General features: G+C 42.8%; 20 protein-coding genes. 7 read left to right on the forward strand and 13 right to left on the reverse strand.

Annotated features, from left to right (window positions below; all coding sequences use genetic code 11):
- Positions 1 to 38 precede the first annotated feature (38 nt).
- Complete coding sequence (locus tag KXV15_RS01875; RefSeq protein WP_240006457.1) at positions 39 to 512, forward strand: YbgC/FadM family acyl-CoA thioesterase; 474 nt, start codon at positions 39 to 41, stop codon at positions 510 to 512.
- Here KXV15_RS01875 and fghA read toward each other — a convergent pair whose 3' ends face one another.
- The 3 genes from fghA to KXV15_RS01890 form a co-directional block, all read right to left on the reverse strand.
- Entirely contained in the window at positions 513 to 1,355 is an 843-nt protein-coding gene (gene fghA, locus KXV15_RS01880; protein ID WP_240006458.1) for an S-formylglutathione hydrolase, read from the reverse strand.
- Positions 1,356 to 1,447: 92 nt separating this feature from the next.
- On the reverse strand, positions 1,448 to 2,014 hold the full coding sequence (locus KXV15_RS01885) for a DUF5655 domain-containing protein (protein ID WP_240006459.1): 567 nt from the start codon (positions 2,012 to 2,014) through the stop codon (positions 1,448 to 1,450).
- 12 nt (positions 2,015 to 2,026) lie between these two features.
- Positions 2,027 to 3,139, reverse strand: coding sequence for an S-(hydroxymethyl)glutathione dehydrogenase/class III alcohol dehydrogenase (locus tag KXV15_RS01890; protein ID WP_240006460.1), 1,113 nt, complete (start codon positions 3,137 to 3,139; stop codon positions 2,027 to 2,029).
- A gap of 107 nt (positions 3,140 to 3,246) precedes the next feature.
- Between KXV15_RS01890 and KXV15_RS01895 the strand changes: the two genes are divergently transcribed.
- From KXV15_RS01895 to KXV15_RS01905, 3 genes are all read left to right on the forward strand, one after another.
- Entirely contained in the window at positions 3,247 to 3,942 is a 696-nt protein-coding gene (locus KXV15_RS01895; RefSeq protein ID WP_240006461.1) for a M15 family metallopeptidase domain-containing protein, read from the forward strand.
- Between the two features lie 100 nt (positions 3,943 to 4,042).
- Positions 4,043 to 5,389 carry a COG4223 family protein gene (locus KXV15_RS01900; protein ID WP_240006462.1) on the forward strand — a complete coding sequence of 449 codons (1,347 nt, stop codon included), beginning with the start codon at positions 4,043 to 4,045 and terminating at the stop codon, positions 5,387 to 5,389.
- Positions 5,386 to 6,858 (forward strand): heme biosynthesis HemY N-terminal domain-containing protein, encoded by a 1,473-nt coding sequence (locus KXV15_RS01905; RefSeq protein ID WP_240006463.1) that lies wholly within the window; start codon positions 5,386 to 5,388, stop codon positions 6,856 to 6,858. The genes KXV15_RS01900 and KXV15_RS01905 overlap by 4 nt, the downstream gene beginning before the upstream one ends.
- 74 nt (positions 6,859 to 6,932) lie before the next feature.
- Here KXV15_RS01905 and KXV15_RS01910 read toward each other — a convergent pair whose 3' ends face one another.
- The 7 genes from KXV15_RS01910 to zapE form a co-directional block, all read right to left on the reverse strand.
- Positions 6,933 to 7,862, reverse strand: coding sequence for a M23 family metallopeptidase (locus KXV15_RS01910; RefSeq protein ID WP_240006464.1), 930 nt, complete (start codon positions 7,860 to 7,862; stop codon positions 6,933 to 6,935).
- Between the two features lie 31 nt (positions 7,863 to 7,893).
- A complete protein-coding gene (locus KXV15_RS01915) occupies positions 7,894 to 8,757 on the reverse strand; it encodes a M23 family metallopeptidase (RefSeq protein ID WP_240006465.1) in 864 nt (287 codons plus the stop codon).
- Between the two features lie 165 nt (positions 8,758 to 8,922).
- Positions 8,923 to 10,392, reverse strand: coding sequence for an exodeoxyribonuclease VII large subunit (gene xseA / locus KXV15_RS01920; RefSeq protein ID WP_240006466.1), 1,470 nt, complete (start codon positions 10,390 to 10,392; stop codon positions 8,923 to 8,925).
- A 53-nt stretch (positions 10,393 to 10,445) separates the two neighbouring features.
- Positions 10,446 to 11,438 (reverse strand): GlxA family transcriptional regulator, encoded by a 993-nt coding sequence (locus KXV15_RS01925; protein WP_240006467.1) that lies wholly within the window; start codon positions 11,436 to 11,438, stop codon positions 10,446 to 10,448.
- Positions 11,435 to 11,980, reverse strand: coding sequence for a cysteine hydrolase family protein (locus KXV15_RS01930; protein WP_240006468.1), 546 nt, complete (start codon positions 11,978 to 11,980; stop codon positions 11,435 to 11,437). The genes KXV15_RS01925 and KXV15_RS01930 overlap by 4 nt, the downstream gene beginning before the upstream one ends.
- Positions 11,981 to 12,128: 148 nt before the next feature.
- Positions 12,129 to 12,749 carry a 30S ribosomal protein S4 gene (gene rpsD / locus KXV15_RS01935; protein WP_240006469.1) on the reverse strand — a complete coding sequence of 207 codons (621 nt, stop codon included), beginning with the start codon at positions 12,747 to 12,749 and terminating at the stop codon, positions 12,129 to 12,131.
- A 166-nt stretch (positions 12,750 to 12,915) separates the two neighbouring features.
- Positions 12,916 to 14,058, reverse strand: a complete 1,143-nt coding sequence (zapE, locus tag KXV15_RS01940; protein ID WP_240006470.1) for a cell division protein ZapE — start codon at positions 14,056 to 14,058, stop codon at positions 12,916 to 12,918.
- 274 nt (positions 14,059 to 14,332) lie between these two features.
- Here zapE and rplS point away from each other — a divergent pair, with 274 nt between their 5' ends.
- Positions 14,333 to 14,710, forward strand: a complete 378-nt coding sequence (gene rplS / locus KXV15_RS01945; RefSeq protein WP_240006471.1) for a 50S ribosomal protein L19 — start codon at positions 14,333 to 14,335, stop codon at positions 14,708 to 14,710.
- A gap of 68 nt (positions 14,711 to 14,778) precedes the next feature.
- Here the strand turns inward: rplS and KXV15_RS01950 are convergent, their stop codons facing one another.
- Positions 14,779 to 15,465 carry a TIGR02301 family protein gene (locus KXV15_RS01950; RefSeq protein WP_240006472.1) on the reverse strand — a complete coding sequence of 229 codons (687 nt, stop codon included), beginning with the start codon at positions 15,463 to 15,465 and terminating at the stop codon, positions 14,779 to 14,781.
- A gap of 86 nt (positions 15,466 to 15,551) precedes the next feature.
- On the opposite strand from KXV15_RS01950, the gene KXV15_RS01955 reads away from it, so the two are divergent.
- Both KXV15_RS01955 and KXV15_RS01960 read left to right on the forward strand, forming a co-directional pair.
- Positions 15,552 to 16,211: an SOS response-associated peptidase gene (locus KXV15_RS01955; protein ID WP_240006473.1), complete on the forward strand. Its 660-nt coding sequence runs from the start codon at positions 15,552 to 15,554 to the stop codon at positions 16,209 to 16,211.
- Between the two features lie 8 nt (positions 16,212 to 16,219).
- Complete coding sequence (locus KXV15_RS01960) at positions 16,220 to 17,437, forward strand: MFS transporter (protein WP_240006474.1); 1,218 nt, start codon at positions 16,220 to 16,222, stop codon at positions 17,435 to 17,437.
- Here KXV15_RS01960 and KXV15_RS01965 read toward each other — a convergent pair.
- Both KXV15_RS01965 and KXV15_RS01970 read right to left on the reverse strand, forming a co-directional pair.
- Positions 17,426 to 18,817, reverse strand: a complete 1,392-nt coding sequence (locus KXV15_RS01965; protein ID WP_240006475.1) for an FAD-binding oxidoreductase — start codon at positions 18,815 to 18,817, stop codon at positions 17,426 to 17,428. The two genes, KXV15_RS01960 and KXV15_RS01965, sit on opposite strands and share 12 nt — an antisense overlap.
- On the reverse strand, positions 18,808 to 19,428 hold the full coding sequence (locus tag KXV15_RS01970) for a nitroreductase family protein (RefSeq protein ID WP_240006476.1): 621 nt from the start codon (positions 19,426 to 19,428) through the stop codon (positions 18,808 to 18,810). The genes KXV15_RS01965 and KXV15_RS01970 overlap by 10 nt, the downstream gene beginning before the upstream one ends.
- Between the last annotated feature and the right edge of the window lie 78 nt (positions 19,429 to 19,506).

Below are 19,506 nucleotides of genomic sequence, written 5' to 3' on the forward strand. Positions count from 1 at the left end.
CCATATCTGATGGTTTCTTTCAACATAGGCGATGATTTATGACTGATATTGACAATGCATATAGCGGACGTTTTGCCGAAGATGGCAAAACCCACATCCTTCCAGTTCGGATTTATTATAAAGATACGGATATGTCGGGCATTGTTTATCACGGCAATTATGTTTCGTATTTTGAGCGTGGTCGCACCGATCATATGCGCCAAATTGGCATTACACACACCGATATTGGTAAACGTGAAAAGCCACTTGCCTTTGCGGTGATTGCAATGGATCTACGCTTTAAAAAGGCGGCGCGCATTGATGATAATCTATTGGTTCATACCAAATATGTGGCGCTTAATGGTGCAAAGGTTCACATCAAACAATGGATTACCCGCAAAAATGACAAAGGCGGCGAAGACATGATTTGCACCAATGACATCACCGCAGTTACCATTGATATGAACGGTATGCCCCAACGTCCACAACCCGATATTGTTGAGGCTTTCAAGCCTTATCTGGCGGAAGAGTAGTTATCCCAAATAATCCGCGTGAAAGCGCAAATGTTCTTCTATAAATGTGCTTATGAAATAATATGAATGGTCATAGCCGTCTTGGATGCGTACATTTGCCTTTTGCCCCGAATTTTCCAATGCCTCATTGAAAAGCTGGGTTTTTAATTGCCTCTCAAGGAAGTTATCGGCACTGCCTTGATCAATAAGGCATGGGATTAATTCCGCACCATCTTCGAGTAATGCGCAGGCATCATATTCACGCCAAAAAATTTGATTTTCACCCAAATAGCCCGACAATGCTTTTTGTCCCCATGGGCAATTAATGGGCGACACAATCGGTGCAAATGCCGAAACCGATTTGAATTTATCGGGATTACGCAGTGCAATGGTCAATGCCCCATGCCCGCCCATTGAATGTCCGGTAATCGAAACCCGACCCATATCGGCGGGAAGGTTTTCACCAATTACGCCCAATAATTCTTCTTCGATATAGGTTTTCATGCGGTAATTTTCCGCCCAAGGTTCTTGTGTGGCATCAACATAAAACCCCGCACCCAAACCAAAATCATATGCCGCATCGGCATCATCAGGCACATTTTCGCCGCGTGGGCTGGTATCGGGGGCAATAAAAATTAAGCCCAATTCTGATGCAATGCGCTGTGCACCCGCTTTAACGGTTACATTCTCTTCGGTGCAAGTAAGACCAGAAAGATAAATTACCACTGGTAACTTTGTGCCCGCTTCATGCGGTGGGACATATGCGGCAAAGCGCATTTTGGTTTTGGTTTCAATGCTTTCATGGGCATAAATAAATTGCGTACCACCGAAAGCTTTATTTTGCGAAATTATTTCAAGTGTCATATTATCCCCATTTGCCAATACATAAAACTAATAATTGGTCCCATCATAAGCGATGTATGCTATAAGATTATAAATACCCGAACGAACAACCATTATCCCGCTTGTTCATATGCCATACGAATGACGTTTATAAAATTATCATCAATTTCATCTGGCTTAGAAATATGGGCGCAATATTGGCACATTCCGCCTGGCTTTTGGGCGATGAATCTTTCATCTGTAATTACACCTTTGTAGTTTAAGCCCAACTCAAATTTTTCATTATTCTTGGGACCCAATGTTGCAAATTGCTTTTTACGACGCAATGAAACATAACCCTTTTTAGGTGAAGTCTCATATTCGCCAAACAAATTTATTGCTGCAACCAATTTTTCGTGTACTGGCCGCAAATGCGCTTTCTTTGCTTGATAGATTTCACTTAAAATATCACCATTATCCGTTTCTGGCTTTGCGAATGTCCCGCCATTTTTTGCAAAATGCGCCAAAGTGTTAGCATCACCATGCCCAAGGCCAAATTCTTGCTTGAGCCACGAAACAATTTCACCATGCTTAGATTTGCCACTTGCATTGACCAATTCAACCATTTGCTCTTTCGATTTTTCGAGCTTTTTTGAAATATTTGAAATTTGGGTTTCAAGTGCTTTTTCAACCTTATCCATAACAAAATTTCCTTAGAAAGTGACAACTGATCTTATAGACTTTCCTTCATGCATCAAATCAAATGCGTCATTGATTTTTTCCAATGGCATTACGTGGGTGATAAGGTCGTCAATATTAATTTTGCCTTCCATATACCAATCCACGATTTTTGGCACATCGGTGCGCCCGCGTGCGCCACCAAAGGCCGAACCTTTCCATACGCGCCCTGTTACAAGTTGGAATGGGCGGGTAGAGATTTCTTTGCCTGCTTCGGCAACGCCGATAACAATGCTTTCGCCCCAACCACGGTGGCAGCATTCAAGCGCTTGACGCATAACATCAGTGTTTCCGGTTGCATCAAAGCTAAAATCTGCACCACCACCGGTTAAATCAACAATTGCCTGCACCACCTTGTCATTACCAATTTCTTTGGGGTTGATAAAATGTGTCATGCCGAATTTCTTCGCCATTTCCTGCTTGGCGGGGTTGATATCAACGCCGATAATTTTATCCGCGCCAACCATGCGCGCCCCTTGGATAACATTCAAACCAATGCCGCCAAGACCAAAGACAACGACATTCGCACCCGGCCAAACCTTGGCAGTGTAAATAACTGCGCCAATGCCGGTGGTAACGCCACAGCCAATATAACAAATCTTGTCAAATGGTGCGTCTTCACGAACTTTGGCAACCGCAATTTCTGGCAAAACCGTAAAATTTGAAAAGGTTGAACAGCCCATATAATGGAAAATATCTTTGCCACCCATTGAAAAACGACTTGTGCCATCGGGCATTAATCCTTGCCCTTGGGTCGCACGAATAGAGGTGCAAAGGTTTGATCTTTGCGATAAACATGTTTTGCAACCACGGCATTCAGGTGTGTAAAGCGGTATAACGTGGTCGCCCTCTTTAACACTGGTAACGCCTTTGCCGACCGCGCGCACAATGCCCGCGCCCTCATGCCCCAAAATCGCGGGGAATTTCCCCTCCGAATCTAGGCCAGAAAGTGTATAGGCATCGGTATGACAAATTCCGGTTGCCATGATTTCAACCAAAACCTCACCATCTTTTGGACCATCAAGCTTAACGGTTTCGATTGTTAATGGTTTTTTGGCTTCCCATGCGACTGCGGCGCGTGTTTCCATTTTCGTGCTCCCTGAAAATGAGTATGATTTTTAAAATGATTGTTATTTTTTGAAAATAATTAGTGAAACGGTTTTTTTATTTTTGCAAGGTTGCTATAAGAATATTTATGAGATTTGGACCGCTTATTTTTGGTGCGACTTTGTTATTTGCAACCGCGTTTGCAAATGCCAATATCCCTGTAAAACAGGAAATGTCATCCCATGCTGACAAGATTTTTAGCCAATATTCATTTGAAATTTGGCGTGGCCAAAGCACTGAAAATCGTGAAAATTTTAAAAGATTCGAGAAGTTTCTCAAGGATAGGCAGGTTCTAAATGTTATCCCAACCTATCAATTATTGCGTACGGCATCGGATGCCGGAATGTGCCGTGAAAGCGCATTTGAGGTTCCACCAATGAAGTTTTGGGACAATATTGTTACCACCCTTGTTTATATTCGTGATTATGTAAAACCCGAACTTGGCGCCTTGGAGGCAATGTCGGGGTATCGCAATCCAACGTTAAATGCCTGTGCCAGTGGTGCGCCGCGTTCGGCACATACTGAATATTATGCGCTTGATTTAGTTCCAGTTCACGATATGCCGCGCAAAGAGTTGTTTTATAAAATCTGCCGCGCCCATGAAAAGCATGGTGAAGAATATCATATTGGGCTTGGTTTTTATTCTGGTCTGCGGTTTCATGTGGATTCGCGCTCTTATAGGCGTTGGGGATTTAATGGGCGGGGAATAACGTCGCCTTGTGTTTATTATGATTTACCAAAAGATGAGAATGAAACAGCAAATGCAACCAACGCGACACAATAGAGACTTGTCTTTTTATTTGTAATAGACTTAAAATCAACATAGATATAAGCCGTTAATATAGGCAAGAAAATATTTGTAAAATCCGGCAGGGAATTTGAAAATGTCAAACATAGATAATAATGACGAAAACATTGCATCAACAGAAGCAAATGTAGAGCCAAAAAAAGTTGAAGAAATTAAAAAAGAAATACCGGATTATAAACCTTCTGCTGCGGCATCTAATACGCCTGAAACCAAAACCATTATTCAAAAGCGTGGTGGTGTTGGCTTTATGACGGCGACCTTCTTGTCATGCTGTGCTGCACTTGGTGGTGCATATTTGGCATTATTTATTCAGGCGCGTCCAGATATTGCCCAAACCCTAAAAATTACGCCATTCTTACCAAAAAGCCAAAACTTAGCCGAGCTTGATAAATTACAAAAAGATATTGCCGATTTGCAAAAATCGGTTGCGGCGGTTTCCCAGCCAATGGTTAATGTAACTGCCCCTGCTGCAGCTCCTGCACAGCCTGCTGCGGCACCAAATGCCGCACAACCTGCACAAACTGCTGATGCGAATGCGCCAAAAATTCCGCTACAAAATACCCAAGTGCCACAAGCACAGGTTCAAGCAGCACAACAGGCAATTACATTAGAACCACTTCGGGCCGACATTGCGGGTCTATCGGGTCGCCTAACGGCGATTGAAACCCGCCTTGCCGCACTTGATCCAACCGGAACTGGCGGTGCAATTATTGCGTCATTGCAAACCGAAATTGCGACCCTTAAGGTAACGGTTGCTAACTTGCAGCAGCAGGTCGCACAAACCCCATCACCGGCAACCACCTTTGCAATTATGTCATTGGCGGAGGCAGCGGGTAGAAATGGTTCATTCATGCCGGAATTTGAGGCGGTTCGTTCTGCATTGCCATATTTGCCAGAAGTTTCAGCACTAGAACCATTGGCAAAAACTGGTGCGCCGACACGTGGTCTTTTGCGTGAAGAATTTATGGATCTAAGTGCAGAAGTTAACAAAGCCCAACAACAGGCGCAAAAACAAGAAAAAGGTCTAACCGGATTTTTCCATAATCTTTTTGCCAATGCCTTCAAGGTTGAGGTTAAACAAAACAATCAAAACAATCCATCTGAAATATTGGCACGTGCCAAAACCAAACTGGATTTAGATGATCTTCAAGGTGCCATTGCTGAATTGCAAACCCTTCCAAATGCCCCGCAAAGTGTTGGTAAATGGATTGAAGAAGCAAAACGGCGCCAAGACCTCGAGGTTAAAATTTCTACCCTTCGTGCCGCAATTGAGCGCAATATGTATGCGCAAATTCAACAACCGCAATTGCAGCAACAAAACGCAAATGCACAAGCGCCAATTGGCACTATTGCACCGCCGCCAGCAAATAATAATGCAATGGTAAATGGTCAAAATGCTAATCAGGGGGCAGCAGGCAAATGAAATTAATAAGACTTATTCTGATTATTCTTTTGGTTCTGGCACTCGTTGCTGGATTTGGGTATTTGGCACTGCAAACCGGAACAATTACTTATAGTGACGGCGCGCGAACCATTACCACAAGCCCATTAATCGCGGTTGCCAGTCTTTTATTGGCGGTAATAATTTTAATGGTTGTGATTGGCTTTTTGGGTTGGCTTATTGCCTTGCCTGCAAAAATTAGCCGCGCAAATCTTGAAAACAATCGTAAGAAATCAATTGAATATATGGGCAGTGCTTTTGCGGCATTTGAAAGCGGTGATTATCTTGAAAGCCGTCGTGTTGCGCAAAAGGCATATAGCCTATTTCCGAAAAGCCCAACTTTGCAGCTTATGAATGCACGTTTTAGCTTTGCCGCAGAAGATTACGCGGCGGCAGAAAAACTATTCGGCGAATTAACCCAAGTTGCGGGTTATGAGGTTGCGGCACGTAAAGGTCTTGCTGAAATTGCGCAAAAAAATTCAAACTTTGCGGCGGCGATTTCCCATGCCGATGCGGCACTACAAGTTTCTAAGAAGGCAACTTGGCCAATTGAAATGATTTTCAAAGAACGCGTTAATAATGGTGATTGGGAAGGGGCGTTGACCACGCTTGATAATGCCGAAAAACGTGGACTTATTGGCAAGCAGACATTGGCAAGACGTCGTGCTGTGGTTTTGACTGCGGCGGCGCACCGTGCAGAAAAAGCCGGCGAATTATCTAAGGCTCTTGAATATTCAACCCGTGCGGTAAAATTATCTTCATCCTTTGCCCCGGCGGCGGTAATGGCAGCCAGATTGCAAAATATGTCTGGTAAAACTTGGGCGGCGGCATCAACAATTGAACAGGCGTGGGAACGCGAACCACACCCTGCTTTAGCGATTGCTTACCGCGACCTTAAATCAGACGAATCCAAAGAAGCCGTCGCACGCTGGGCGGAGGCATTGGTTCGCCTGAAGCCAGAACACCGCGAAAGCAAAATCCTTCAGGTTGAGGATGCGATTGCCGCCGGTGATGCAGCAACTGCGGGGGCAATTCTTGATAGATTATTGCAAGATCGGGCAACTTCACGCCTTTGGGCATTAAAGGCACAAGTGGCACAATTGCTTAAAGATGGTGTGAAATTCGATGAATTCATGCACAAAGCCGCCGCCGCACCACGCGAACCAGATTGGTCAGATCTTGACCCCGATGGCAATGCCTTTGCCTATGAGGATGAAGATTGGGCAAGAATGGTTGAATCATATGGCGACAAGGGGCAGCTTATTCACCCGCGTCTTGAGCGGTTGCAGCCATCAAAGGCCCTAAAATCGGTTGCCGAAGATGTTCCGCCGGCAATTATAACCGCACCCGATGCCGAAGTTACGCCGCCTGCAGTCGATGGTGTGGAGGCATTCAGCCATTTGGGTGAAGATATCGAAGACAGCAAAAAGAAAAACTGGCTTGGAATATAGTCATTATTGCTTGAAGATTTAAATATTACAAAAAGACCCCGCAATTTTGTGGGGTCTTTTACGTATCTGATAATTTATTTTCCTTGATATTCCTGCAATGGATGCACCATAAGAGTGGGGTCGAGCTGACGTCCGTGCCATTTCAATGACCAATGAAGGTGTGGGCCATTTGAACGACCAGTCGAGCCAACTTCACCAACCTTATCACCTTGTTTTAGGCGTTGCCCTGCGGTCACGCTAACTTTGCTCATATGCATTGAATATGAAATTAGACCCTGACCATGATCTATGCCAACAAGCCCGCCCTCGTAGAATAAATCGGGTTCGGCAATAACCACAATGCCTGATGCGGGTGCATAAATTGGGGTTCCGGTTGGTGCGCCAACATCAACCCCATAATGCGGGGTTTGCAGAGTGCCATTTAGTTTGCGTACCGCACCCCATGGTGATGTGATACGAATTTTATCAATTGGCCAACGGAAAGTTTCGAGAAAACCATGTTCATAAGGATCAAGAGAGGCCCATGCACGGGTTTTAATTTCTTTATCGGCGGCTATCTTTGCCATTGCCGAATCCGGCGGGTTTACTTTGGCCGGTGGAAGACCATTAACTTCGGTCACTTTATAGGTGCGGGTCCATATATTAAGGGTTTTTGAAATTGTCTTTCCATTAAGTGTGATTTTAAGTTCGGCAGTATTTGCGGCATCCCTATCAAGACCCAAAACAAAATTACCATCTTTATCAGCATTAAAAATCACAGGTTCTTTGCCAGGCTCACCAAAGCTAATGTTTGCAAATGGTGCGGTTTTTCCGATAATAACACCCGATTGCATAAAGTTTCCCTTCATGCTTAGCGGGATTTGCACGTCTTTATTAGCAATATTTTGGGTTGACGCCATCGCAACCGATTGATGCGACATGTAAAAAACGCCGCCCAATGCAACGCTTGATATAAGTGCGACTTTACCAAAAGTGAAAATACTTTTTACTAATTCTTGTTTCATTTTCACTTCCCCCTGTAAAATCTATTTTGAATTAATCTGCTTGAATTTCCTGTTGTTTGCCGACCATTTCCATGGGGTCAAGTTGCCGCCCGCGCCAACGCATACGCCAGCAAAGGTGTGGCCCTGTTGCCCGACCTTCTTTGCCAATTTCGCCAATCTTCTCGCCCTTTTTAACCATTTGCCCAACTTGAACCATGATTTTCTTTTGGTGCAAATACATGGAAATAAGCCCCTGACCATGATCAATTGCAACCATGCCGCCTTCTATTAGCATTCCTGATTGGGCGATTACTATTTTTCCATCCGCAGGGGCATAAATTGGCGTTCCCGCAGGCGCGGCAAGGTCAACACCATAATGAGGTTGCAGCGGGTTTCCATTAAGGCTTCTTTGTGCGCCCCATGGCGATGAAATCACATAGTTTTTAACTGGAACTTCAAATTGCTGCAAATAGCCACGAATGCCATCATCGCGCGAACTTAAACCCTCTTGCTTGACGGCTTGATCTTTATCAATTTTATCAAGCAGGTTTTGCGGTGGGTTCACTGTCGCAGGGGGCAAGCCATAAATGGCAACAACTTTGTATTTTTTTTTGGCGACGTTAAAGGTGCGCGACTTTGTATGACCATCAGGTGTTGTTATGGTTATGGTTGCGGTTTTAGGCGCATCGCGGTCAAAGCCAAAAACAAAATATCCATCACTATCGGCAGTAGCCTTTATGCCTGCGGCATCAATATTTGAATATGGCGTAGTTTTACCAATAATTGTGCCTGCTTGCTCGATTTTACCCCATAATTCGAGTGGGGCTTCAGCCTGTGGCGCATCTTCGCTATTAACAAAACCCCGCAAATTGTCTGCCTTGGCCCAATCGCAAGACGATAAAAATGGTGTGGTCATCAATAATAATGATGCGCCCAAAGCTTTATTGAAAAAACAAAAAAATGCGGGTTTATTCAAGCTACAACCATTTTATCATTATAAAGTCGAATCAAAACAAAATGTAACCTTATAGTTAATTTATTATTTCTAAATCATAATGCTTAATTATTTTCCAGCACTTTTTTAGAATAAATTACCTTGTTCAGGTTTTTGCGGCTTGATTTGTGCAATTATGCCACTATCGGCAAATATAATATTTAGTTCATGGGCTTTTTTTGCGGCTTCTGCGCTTTTGATAATTTGGTTGTTTTTATCTTGCACTAGGGCAAAGCCGCGTTTTAATACATTTTTATAGTCAAGGATATTTAAACGGTTGCCAAGACTGTCAAGTTTTACTGTTAGACTATTTGTATTTTGCTTGAATGCCAATGATAAACGACCAAAAACTTGGGTGGCGGCGTCTTTTTGCCGTTCGATTTTTATAATTTCATGGCGAAGTGTACTTTTAACCCCTTGGGCTAAGCGGTTTTCAAGGGCAGAGAGATTTTGTTTTTTAAGCCGTAAATCTTGCCCTAATAAATGCGTGCCAAATTTAGTTCCGGTTTTGGCAAATAAATTATTTGCTTTTGATATTTGGCTTTGCAGTGCCGGCAAAAGCCGCAGTTCGATATTATCAAGCTGTTGCGCCTGATAGGCAAACAAATCCTGCCCCTTCGGGAAATTGCTTTGGATGGCGTTTAATTCCAATTTTGCATTATTTAATCTGCGCAAAAGTGCTGATTTTAAACGCCCTTCAACACTACTTAAATATGCATCAAGTTCGGCACGAACCGGAACCGCCTTTTCCGCAGCGCCAGTAGGGGTTGGGGCGCGCAAATCTGCGGCATAGTCGATTAATGTCGTATCGGTCTCATGCCCGACCGCAGAAATAATCGGTATTTCAGATGCAGCAACGGCACGCACTACGCTTTCTTCGTTAAAACACCATAAATCTTCAATAGATCCGCCACCCCGTGCCACAATTAGTAAATCTGGCCGTGGGGTTTCACCATTTGGTGATAGCGCATTAAACCCCTCAACGGCATGAACTATTTGGGCGGCTGCTTTGTCGCCCTGCACCAATACCCCCCAAAGCAGGATATGTGATGGGAAACGTTCGGTAATACGGTGTAAAATATCGCGAATTACTGCACCGGTTGGCGAAGTAATGACCCCAATGGTTTTTGGTAAATAGGGGATGGCTTTTTTGCGGGTCTCATCAAAAAGACCCTCGGCGGCAAGTTTTTTGCGGCGTTCCTCAAGTTGGGCCAAGATAGCACCCATGCCTGCGGGTTCAATGGTGTCGATAATTATTTGATAGCGTGATTGCCCTTCAAAAGTGGTGATGCGTCCGGTTGCGATAACCTCCAAACCTTCTTCAGGTTTGGTTTTAAGGTTACGCGCCGTGCCCGCCCAAATAATTGCATTAATGACCGCTTTGTCGTCTTTTAAATCAAAATAAATATGCCCAGATTTGGCAATTGTAACCCGCCCACATTCGGCACGAACCCGAACTTGTGAAAAACCATTTTCCAAAGTCTTCTTAATTGCGCCCGATAGTTCGGACACAGAAAATTCAGGGATGTTGGATGGTGTTTGGTTTAAAACTGGCATTGGCGATAAGAATTACCAATATCAAATTGATTATGCAAATAGAAAGTTTAGGCTTATGAAATTATGGCTTGGTTTTGCCTGAATTTGACTGGCGGAAAATTATAAAAACTATTCCAAACACGCCGAAAATGACGGGTAGAAGAAAATCCGCATTTTTGGGCAACACTTTCCATGTCTATTTGCGATGATGCAATAAATTCTCTGGCAAGGGCAACACGGATATTATTTATATACTCATTTACGCTCATGCCAGTATGTTCTTTGAAAATGCGTGATAAATTTCGGCTGCTGGTCATTGCAATTTTAGCAACCGTATCAATATCCCAATTATTAGCTGGATTTTTAATAATCATATCCTGTGCGCGATGTATCGCGGGGTGGATGTGGTTGCGCCCGTCAAGCCAAGGCGATATTTGCGGGTCGCCACCACCACGACGCATATAAACAACCATGTTACGAGCAACTTTTATTGCAACATCGTGGGAAGTTTCTTTTGCAACCATATAAAGTGATAAATCAATTCCTGCGGTTACGCCAGCGCTGGTTAGTATTTTATCATCCTCAACAAAAAGTCGGTTATCATAAACTTTTGCCGTGGGTGCAATTTGTCTTAATTGTTCGATTTCGGCATAATGGGTTGTACATTCTACATTATCCAACAACCCTGCTTTTGCCGCCAATAATGCGCCCGAACAAATTGAAACAAGCTGTGTGTCTTTTTTTATATTGGTTTTAAGCCATTCTATAATAGAGGTTTCATGCGCTGCATCATCCTTGGTATTTTGCGCATTTTTATTAAATGGCTTGTTGGTATTGCCTGAGATTATAATTGTTGAACTTTGTGCCAATTTTTCAGGTAATGGCTCAATATTTCCAATAACGAGTCCAACAGAGGAAGCGACCATATTTTTAGGGCCTGCATAATGCAGGTTAAATAAAACCTCATTCTGTTCATTATTGGCAATACGGAAAACCTCCGCTGGCCCTGCAATATCAAGCAGCAGGGCGCGGGGTGGGATTAAGATGAAAACATCAATTATTTTCATATATTTTCTAATGCCTGTTCAACATTTACAATTTTGGCAAATCTTTGCGAAAGCACAAGTTCGGTTTTTTCTTTAATTTCTTCTGGGGAAAAGATTTTGCCATTCTTTGCTTCCATTGCGAATGTTAATGTTGCTTCGGTTACATAATCAATATCATAGCCCAAATCAGAACCGTGACGCGTTGTGGTTTCACAGCATTGTTCTGAGCGAATACCAGAAATGATTAGTTTTTTTATCCCTTTTTGGGTAAGCCAAATTGTAAGCGGGGTTCCTATAAAGGCACTATGGCGCATTTTGTGAATTATTAAATCTGGTTTGATTTGTAATTCTTCGAGCGTTTTCACATGCCCCGAAGCAATTGAAAATACGCCTTCTTCTTCAACATGGAAAATTTGAATTATTGGGATGTTTTTTAAAGTAGCACCATCAATCAGCATTTGTTGGTTTTTTATGTAATCTGCAAAATGGGTTTTAGAAAAATATGGGCGATGCTTGAATGATTCTTGGGCATCAATAACAATTAGTGCGGTACTTGCGGACATTTTTGAACTCCTTTTAAAAAGTGTTCAAATTTATAAATGCTGATAAATAATGCGAAATACCAATGTCGGACTTTTACAGGACATTTTACGCCAAATAAAAAGCCCCGCCAAAAGACGGGGCTTTGAAACTTTGGAAATCCAAAATTTATTAAGATGCGTAGTATTCCACAACCAAGTTTGGTTCCATTTGCGCGCCATAAGGAACGTCAGCAAGTTCAGGAACGCGAAGGAAAGTTGCTTTCATGTGCGGTGCGTCAAGCTCGATATAATCAGGAACATCACGTTCAGCAGATTCAAGAGCTTCAAGAACCAATGCCATTGTGCGTGAACGTTCACGAACTTCAACAACATCACCAACTTTTAAACGGTAAGAAGGAATATTTACTTTTTTGCCGTTAACCAAAACGTGACCGTGGTTTACAAACTGACGAGCAGCGAAAACAGTCGGAACGAATTTTGCACGGTAAACAACCGCGTCAAGGCGTTGCTCAAGAAGACCGATAAGGTTTTCCGCAGTGTTGCCTTTAATACGGTCAGCTTCTTCATAAAGACCAGCGAAATGTTTTTCAGAAATAGAGCCGTAATAGCCTTTAAGTTTCTGTTTTGCGCGAAGCTGTAAACCAAAGTCAGAAAGTTTGCCGCTGCGGCCGGTTGGACCGTGTTGACCAGGTTTATAAGAACGTTTGTTTACAGGAGATTTCGCACGACCCCAAATGTTTTCACCCATACGGCGGTCGATTTTGTACTTAGCATTATGACGTTTAGACATAGATAATCCTATTTGGCGGTTCGGGTGTTACCCATGCAACACTTTAAAATGGCCGAATTCGCCTGCCCATTAATGGGATAAATCCCATAAGAATTGGCGCATAGACAATCTTTGCCCGCAAATGTCAAGGGGAAAAAGCAATTATTTCCCATATGGGTTAATGGCTTTAGCCAATATGCTCTAATTCCAGATATTCATGGGAACGCATTTCATAAAGGCGTGATGCTGTGCGCTCAAATTCAAAGCTTTGGGTGCCATCAGTATATAATTTGTCGGCCTCGACTTCTGCTGTGATGATGGTTTTGCATTTATTTTCGTATAATGCGTCAATCAAATTGCGGAAGCGGGTGGCCTCATTGGCCTGATCGCGCCCAAGTTTTGGTATGTTTTCAATCATTACCGTATGATAAATGCGTGCAATTTGCAGATAGTCGCGCACACCAAGAGGGCTGGTGGATGTACCAAAATTTCCGCAAATATCCATAAATTCAAAGCGCGCACAGCCGGCGGCAACCTGTGGAATCGGAATTTCGCGCCCATCATTAATAATAATGGTTGATTGCGGTTTTGCCCCAAATGTAAGGCGTTCCCATGCGCGGTCCATGAAGCTTTTGGCACCATTATCAAGCGGGGAATAATAAACCGGCTCTGCCTCAAGCCGTTTTAGGCGATAGTCACGCTCGGAATCAAGTGAATGAATTTCCAACTCTTTGGCAAGGCGTTCAAGAAATGGCACAACCAATTGCCGATTTAGGCCGTTTTTATATAATTCTGATGGGTGGCGGTTGGAGGTTGCAACTACAACCACTTGCCTATCCCATAATGCATTAAAGAGGCGGCCCAAAACCATTGCATCGGCAATATCGGTAATTTGAAACTCGTCAAAGCAAATCAGGCTGGCTTCGTTAAAAATCTTTTGTGCAATTGGTGGAATGGGGTCGTCACCTGCACCTTTTACATAATGGGGCGCGGCGCGTCTTTGTTTTTCATCCAATTTACGCCAAGTGTTAATGTCGTCATGAACCTTTGCCATGAATTCATGAAAATGGATGCGTTTTTTTGATGCATAATTTGTGTTTTCATAAAACAAATCCATCAACATAGATTTTCCGCGCCCGACCTTGCCGTAAATATAAATGCCTTTTGGCATTGGCTCAGGCTTACCAAAAAGGAATTTAACGCGATTTGGCTTGAAATTTTTTAAACGATTTTCAAGAACAGATAAATATTCCGCTGCTTCAGCTTGTGCTGGGTCAAATTCAATAAGGCCAGCGGCGGCTTTTTCGCGATATGCGGTGATTAAGGTCATACCAATGCCTTAAAAATTAAATAGCCTCCAAGGGCAAATGCAACGCCCGCTATGAAGAAAAATAGCAATGGGTTTTTGAATGACGCGTGTTTCATGCCCTTTAAATATGAAATATAAATCAATTTGCAAATGATAATTGTGCTTATTTTTAGTGACAAAGTGATTTTTTTTCGCTATTGCCCGCACCGCCTAGTTATTAGGCGAACTTTGACAACAACAAAAATGCGAAAAAATTAAAACTCGTTTTTAATTTTACCCGTGCAAAGGACTAAAAATGACAAATATTATCGACACTCTTAACAAAGAAGAGATTGCCCGCGTTTCAGAAGGCAAAAACATCCCTGAATTTTCTCCTGGTGATACTTTACGCGTAAACGTAAAAATCAAAGAGGGTGAACGCGAACGTGTTCAGGCTTATGAAGGTGTTTGTATCGCCCGTTCTGGTGGCGGTCTTTCTGCAAACTTCACTGTTCGTAAAATTTCATTCGGCGAAGGCGTGGAACGTGTATTCCCACTTTACTCACCAAATGTTGAATCAATTCAATTGGTTCGTAAAGGTAAAGTTCGTCGTGCGAAACTTTACTATCTTCGTGAACGTCGTGGTAAATCTGCACGTATCGCAGAGCGTACAACAGGTCGTACATACGAATAATTGGCGAATAATTCCCAAATTATTTCAAAACCAAAAAGCCCGAACAAAGTTTCGGGCTTTTTTGTTGTTTAAAATTTCGGTTGGGTATGCGTATCGGCAGCGGTGCGGTAAATTTGCGCCATTTGTAGTGCAATTGCGCGACCTTGTTTGGCATATGATGCTTCACGCGTGTCTTTGTCGGATGGGCATGGGTTCTGCCCTTGGCCTAATGATTCAAAGCCAGAATTAAAGGCAACGATTAACGGGTCGCGAATATATTCGGCACTTGGTGCCTCGAGGTCAAGCATAGTCGCCATTTTGGATCGATAGGTTTGATCACCTGCACCCATACAGGAAACCCGCAAAGCATGTAATGCCCCCATAATACGTGATAGTTCCATGAGTTTTGTTTTTTTTGCCGGCTCTATCTCACGTTTGCGGTGTGGTGTGGCGGCAATAATTTGCTGATCTTCGGGGCTGTTTTGCCAATAAACTTCGCCATCATACGAACCATCGTAGCCAGCATCCTTCAAGGTTTGTTTTTTGACCTGTGGCACGGGCGGGGTGTCGTCTGGCGGTAGGTCGGGGGCAAATTCATCAGGAATTTGTGCATCCGGAGCGGCATTTTCAGTGTTGGTTTGGTTTTGTTGTGGTGTGGTGACAACTTCTGGGTTTGGTGGCAGATTGTCGGTGCTATGGGTTTCTTGGGCAATTGCGGCGGCAACGCCCAATGCACAAACCATAACTATCGAAGAAAGCAGTATTTTGCCACTCATCATAAACCTCTAATGCTGATTTTGGGCTAATTTGACCGTTTTCGTCAATATGGTAATGTAAATAATTATGTTTTTGTGGGGTTGGAATGTGCGGTCGTTTTGCATTGGCAAAGTTTTTGGAAAAACTCGCAGAAATATTTGCCGCTTCTTATGCCGGAAAATATGAGGCAAATTTCAACATTGCCCCAACCAATGATATTTTAATGGTTGCAATTGGCAAAGACGGCGGGCGAAAAATTGTAAATGCAAGATGGGGGCTGGTTCCCGATTGGATGGATATAGACGGTAATAGCGTGCTTTATAATGCACGTTCCGAAACTTTGCTTGAAAAGCCATCTTTTAAAAATGCATTTTTAAAACGCCGTTGTATAATCCCTGCCGATGGTTTTTATGAATGGGCCCGCGAAGGAAAAAACCGTATCCCATATTATATTGAACGGAATGATGAAATGCCGCTTGCCTTTGCGGGGCTTTGGGAAATGAAAAAACTTGGTGACGAAATCTTGCTTTCGGCAAGTATTATAACCACCCAAGCAAGCGAAAAGTTTTCCGAGATTCATCACCGGTTTCCAGTTACGCTTGAGCAAAAGGACTGGAACATATGGCTTGATAAAGATGCCGATGTTTCGCAATTACAATGCTTGTTCAAGGCCCCTGATGATGGCATATTAAATGTCAATAAAGTGTCATCAGAAATAAATAAGATAAAAAATAATTATGCGGCGTTGAAAGATCCCGTTTTATAGGCAGGCGGATGGAAAATAATAATGGGGCAATAACACAATCGCCAAAAATATGGCTATATTTAATAAGTATCGGCATAGCCTATATGGCAAGCCGTTATGATTTTCAGCTTTCGACACTTACTTTACCGCAATATCAGGTGTCATTAGGACTTTCAGAAAGCCTTGCGCAGAAAATCACTGCTTTCGTAAAACTTGGTGCGCTTCCTGCAATATTAATTGTGTTTTTTGCCGACAAAATCGGTCGTAAGCCTGTGTTCATCTGGTCCTTTATTGGCTTTTGTTTGTCAGCAATATTGGTTGCCAGTGCGCAAAATGCCCTAATGCTTTTGGCGGGATTATTTTCAACCCGTTTGTTTACGATGGTTGGTGAATTATTGGCGGTGGTATTGCTTGCTGAGGCAGTTGGTGCGGATCGTCGTGGCTATTTCCTTGGGCTTTTGGCGCTATTTGGAACCGCAGGTGATGCACTTGCATTAATATTATATGGTATTTTTGGTGAAGAGCATGAGGTATGGCGCAGCCTTTATTTCCTTGGCGCAAGTCCAATATTCATGGTGATATGGTGGCATTTTTCATTACGTGAATCACAGGCGTTTATTGCGGCAAAATCAAATCATGGTGCGGTAATAAACCCATTAAAAGAAATAAGGCCATATCTTAAAACGCTTGGGGTCATTTCAATATTTTTGTTTTTATTTTGGATACCGGTTTCACCAGCGCTTAGTCTTTTATCACAATATTTGCAAACTCATTTAGGGTGGAAACCATCGCAAATTACAATGCTTTATATGATTGCCGGATTACTTGGCATGCTTGGCAATATTTACGGCGGAAAACTATCCGACATTTTCGGTCGTAAGATTATAATTTATATCTCAACAATAATGGTTGGAATTGGTCTTTCGATATTATATCTAAGTGATAACAAGATTATAATTGGTATTTCATATTCGATTGGCCTTATTGGTTGGTTTGGCTTTTTAACCGCAACCCGCACCCTTATTACCGAGAGCGTTAATACAGAAGCGCGCGCCACCGCAATATCGGGAACCGACATTTTCTCAACCCTAGGATCATTTATCGGTAATTATGCTGTGGGGCATATGGTTATGATGAATATCAAAACCGATACCGCGATGATTTATCTTATGCCGGCAATGTTTATTGGGCTTTTGTTATTGTTAAAGATTGATGAGACCAAGCCCAAATTAAATTCAACTAAATAAATTCCTTGAATTAAGAATATTTTGCGGGTCTATCACTGCCTTTAACGCCTTCATTAATTCAAGGTGGGCCTTGGGTTCGCGGGCACAAAATTCGTCTTTGCGCGCAATTCCTATTCCATGTTCCGCAGATATTGAACCGCCCAAAGACACCACCACATCATTAACCGCATGGTTGATATCTTTGATAAAGTTCTGGAATTCGTCATCTGGCATATTTTCAGGGCGGGCAACATCATAATGAATGTTGCCATCACTAATATGGCCAAAGGCAACAATTCGTGCGCCATTCACTATATTTTTTGCCGCTGCTTCGGCTTGGTCAAGGAATGATGGAATTTTAGATATTGGCACAGAGACATCGTGCTTTGCTGCACGCCCTTCGGGTTTTTGTGCCGCGCTCATTCCTTCGCGTAAGTGCCAGAATGAATTCGCCTGTGCCTCATTTTGGGCGATTGTTGCATCGTTAATTTTTCCGGCTTCGATAAGTGTTGAAAGTGCGTCTTCAATATGCTCTGGAAGGTCGGGAAACGCCCCTTCAAACTCCACTAAGGCGGTGAAATTATGCAATTCTGTTAAAGGATTGCGCGCACCAAGGTTTTTAATACCGAATTGCAATGCTTGCTTATTCATAATTTCAAATGCGGTAATTGCGGCGGTCTGTTCTTCTAGTGCATGTAAACATTCAACCGCCATTTGGGCATTTTCAAGCCCCAGCATGGCATTAACACTATATTTCGGGCGCGCCGATATTTTCAAACTTGCCGCAGTAATAACCCCAAGCGTGCCTTCAGCGCCGATAAATAGCTGTTTTAAGTCATAACCAGTATTATCTTTGCGCAATGCTGAAAGTTCTGAATAAATTTCGCCATTTGGCAAAACCACCTCAAGACCCAAAACCAACTGCCGCATCATGCCGAATTTACGCACATGTACACCGCCAGCATTAGTAGAGATTAGTCCGCCAATTGTTGCCGATCCTTGAGATGCAAGCATAAGCGGGAAGCGGCGATTATTTTGCGCCGCCGCGTTTTGTAAATTCTCCAAAATCACGCCAGCTTCGGCAATTATGCAATCATCAAGCGGGTTAATCTCACGAATTTTATTTAGGCGGTGAAGTGATAATAAGATTTCGCCCATTGGGATTTGCCCACCAACTAGGCCGGTATTTCCACCTTGTGACACCAATTTTAGGTGATTTTGCGCGCAAAATTTAACAATCTTTTGAACTTGTTCGGTTGAATTGGGTGCAAGCATGAAAGGCGTATTGCCAAAATATCTATCACGCCATTCCTTTAGGTGCGGCGCGATTAAATCAACATCTGTGATTATACCTTCATCACCGAGAAAATTACGAAAATGTTGCAGCAATCCTATTTCCATTCGCTTAGCAATTCGGAAACATTTGGTCTTTCACGTTCGGTTGGTGGATTTTTTGGTTTACCAATGAAGAAAAAGCCGATGATTTTTTCACTTTCAGTCATGTTGAATAGTGGCTTGATGTCATCATCAAATGCAACCCATTCAGTAAGCCAAGTTGCTGCATAACCAAATGCATTGGCCGCCAAATTTATGGCAAATCCAAGTCCACCTGCGCTCATTAATTGTTCAAATTCTGGTGCTTTGGGGTGTGGAATTGGGCTGGAAATTAATAAAAGAATTGTATGCGCACGTTCAAAACGTGCCGATTCCATTGCATAATGGTTTTCATCCATTTCAGGGTGTTTGGCTTTGTATATATCCGCCATTTTAACGCCAAGTTTGCGGCGTGCTTCACCGCTAAATTTCACAAAGCGCCAAGGGTTAATTTTGCCATGATCCGGCACACGACTTGCCACTTTTAAAATATCCAATAATTCATCATCAGATGGTCCATTATTGGGATCGATATCTTTTACCATTGTTGAGCGGCGATTTAAAAGGGCATCAACCAATGCTTGGTTGGGTGCGGGCATTGGCAAAGTGGCGTTTAATTCCGGAAGGTTTATTTTCATGACATTTTCCTTGAGATCAATTAAACATTTATATTAGAAATTTGGAATTTTTCAAAGCGTAATTCAAGTATGAAAGGA

It is taken from the genome of Pseudaquidulcibacter saccharophilus (genome assembly GCF_019455445.1).
GTDB lineage: Bacteria > Pseudomonadota > Alphaproteobacteria > Caulobacterales > Aquidulcibacteraceae > Pseudaquidulcibacter > Pseudaquidulcibacter saccharophilus.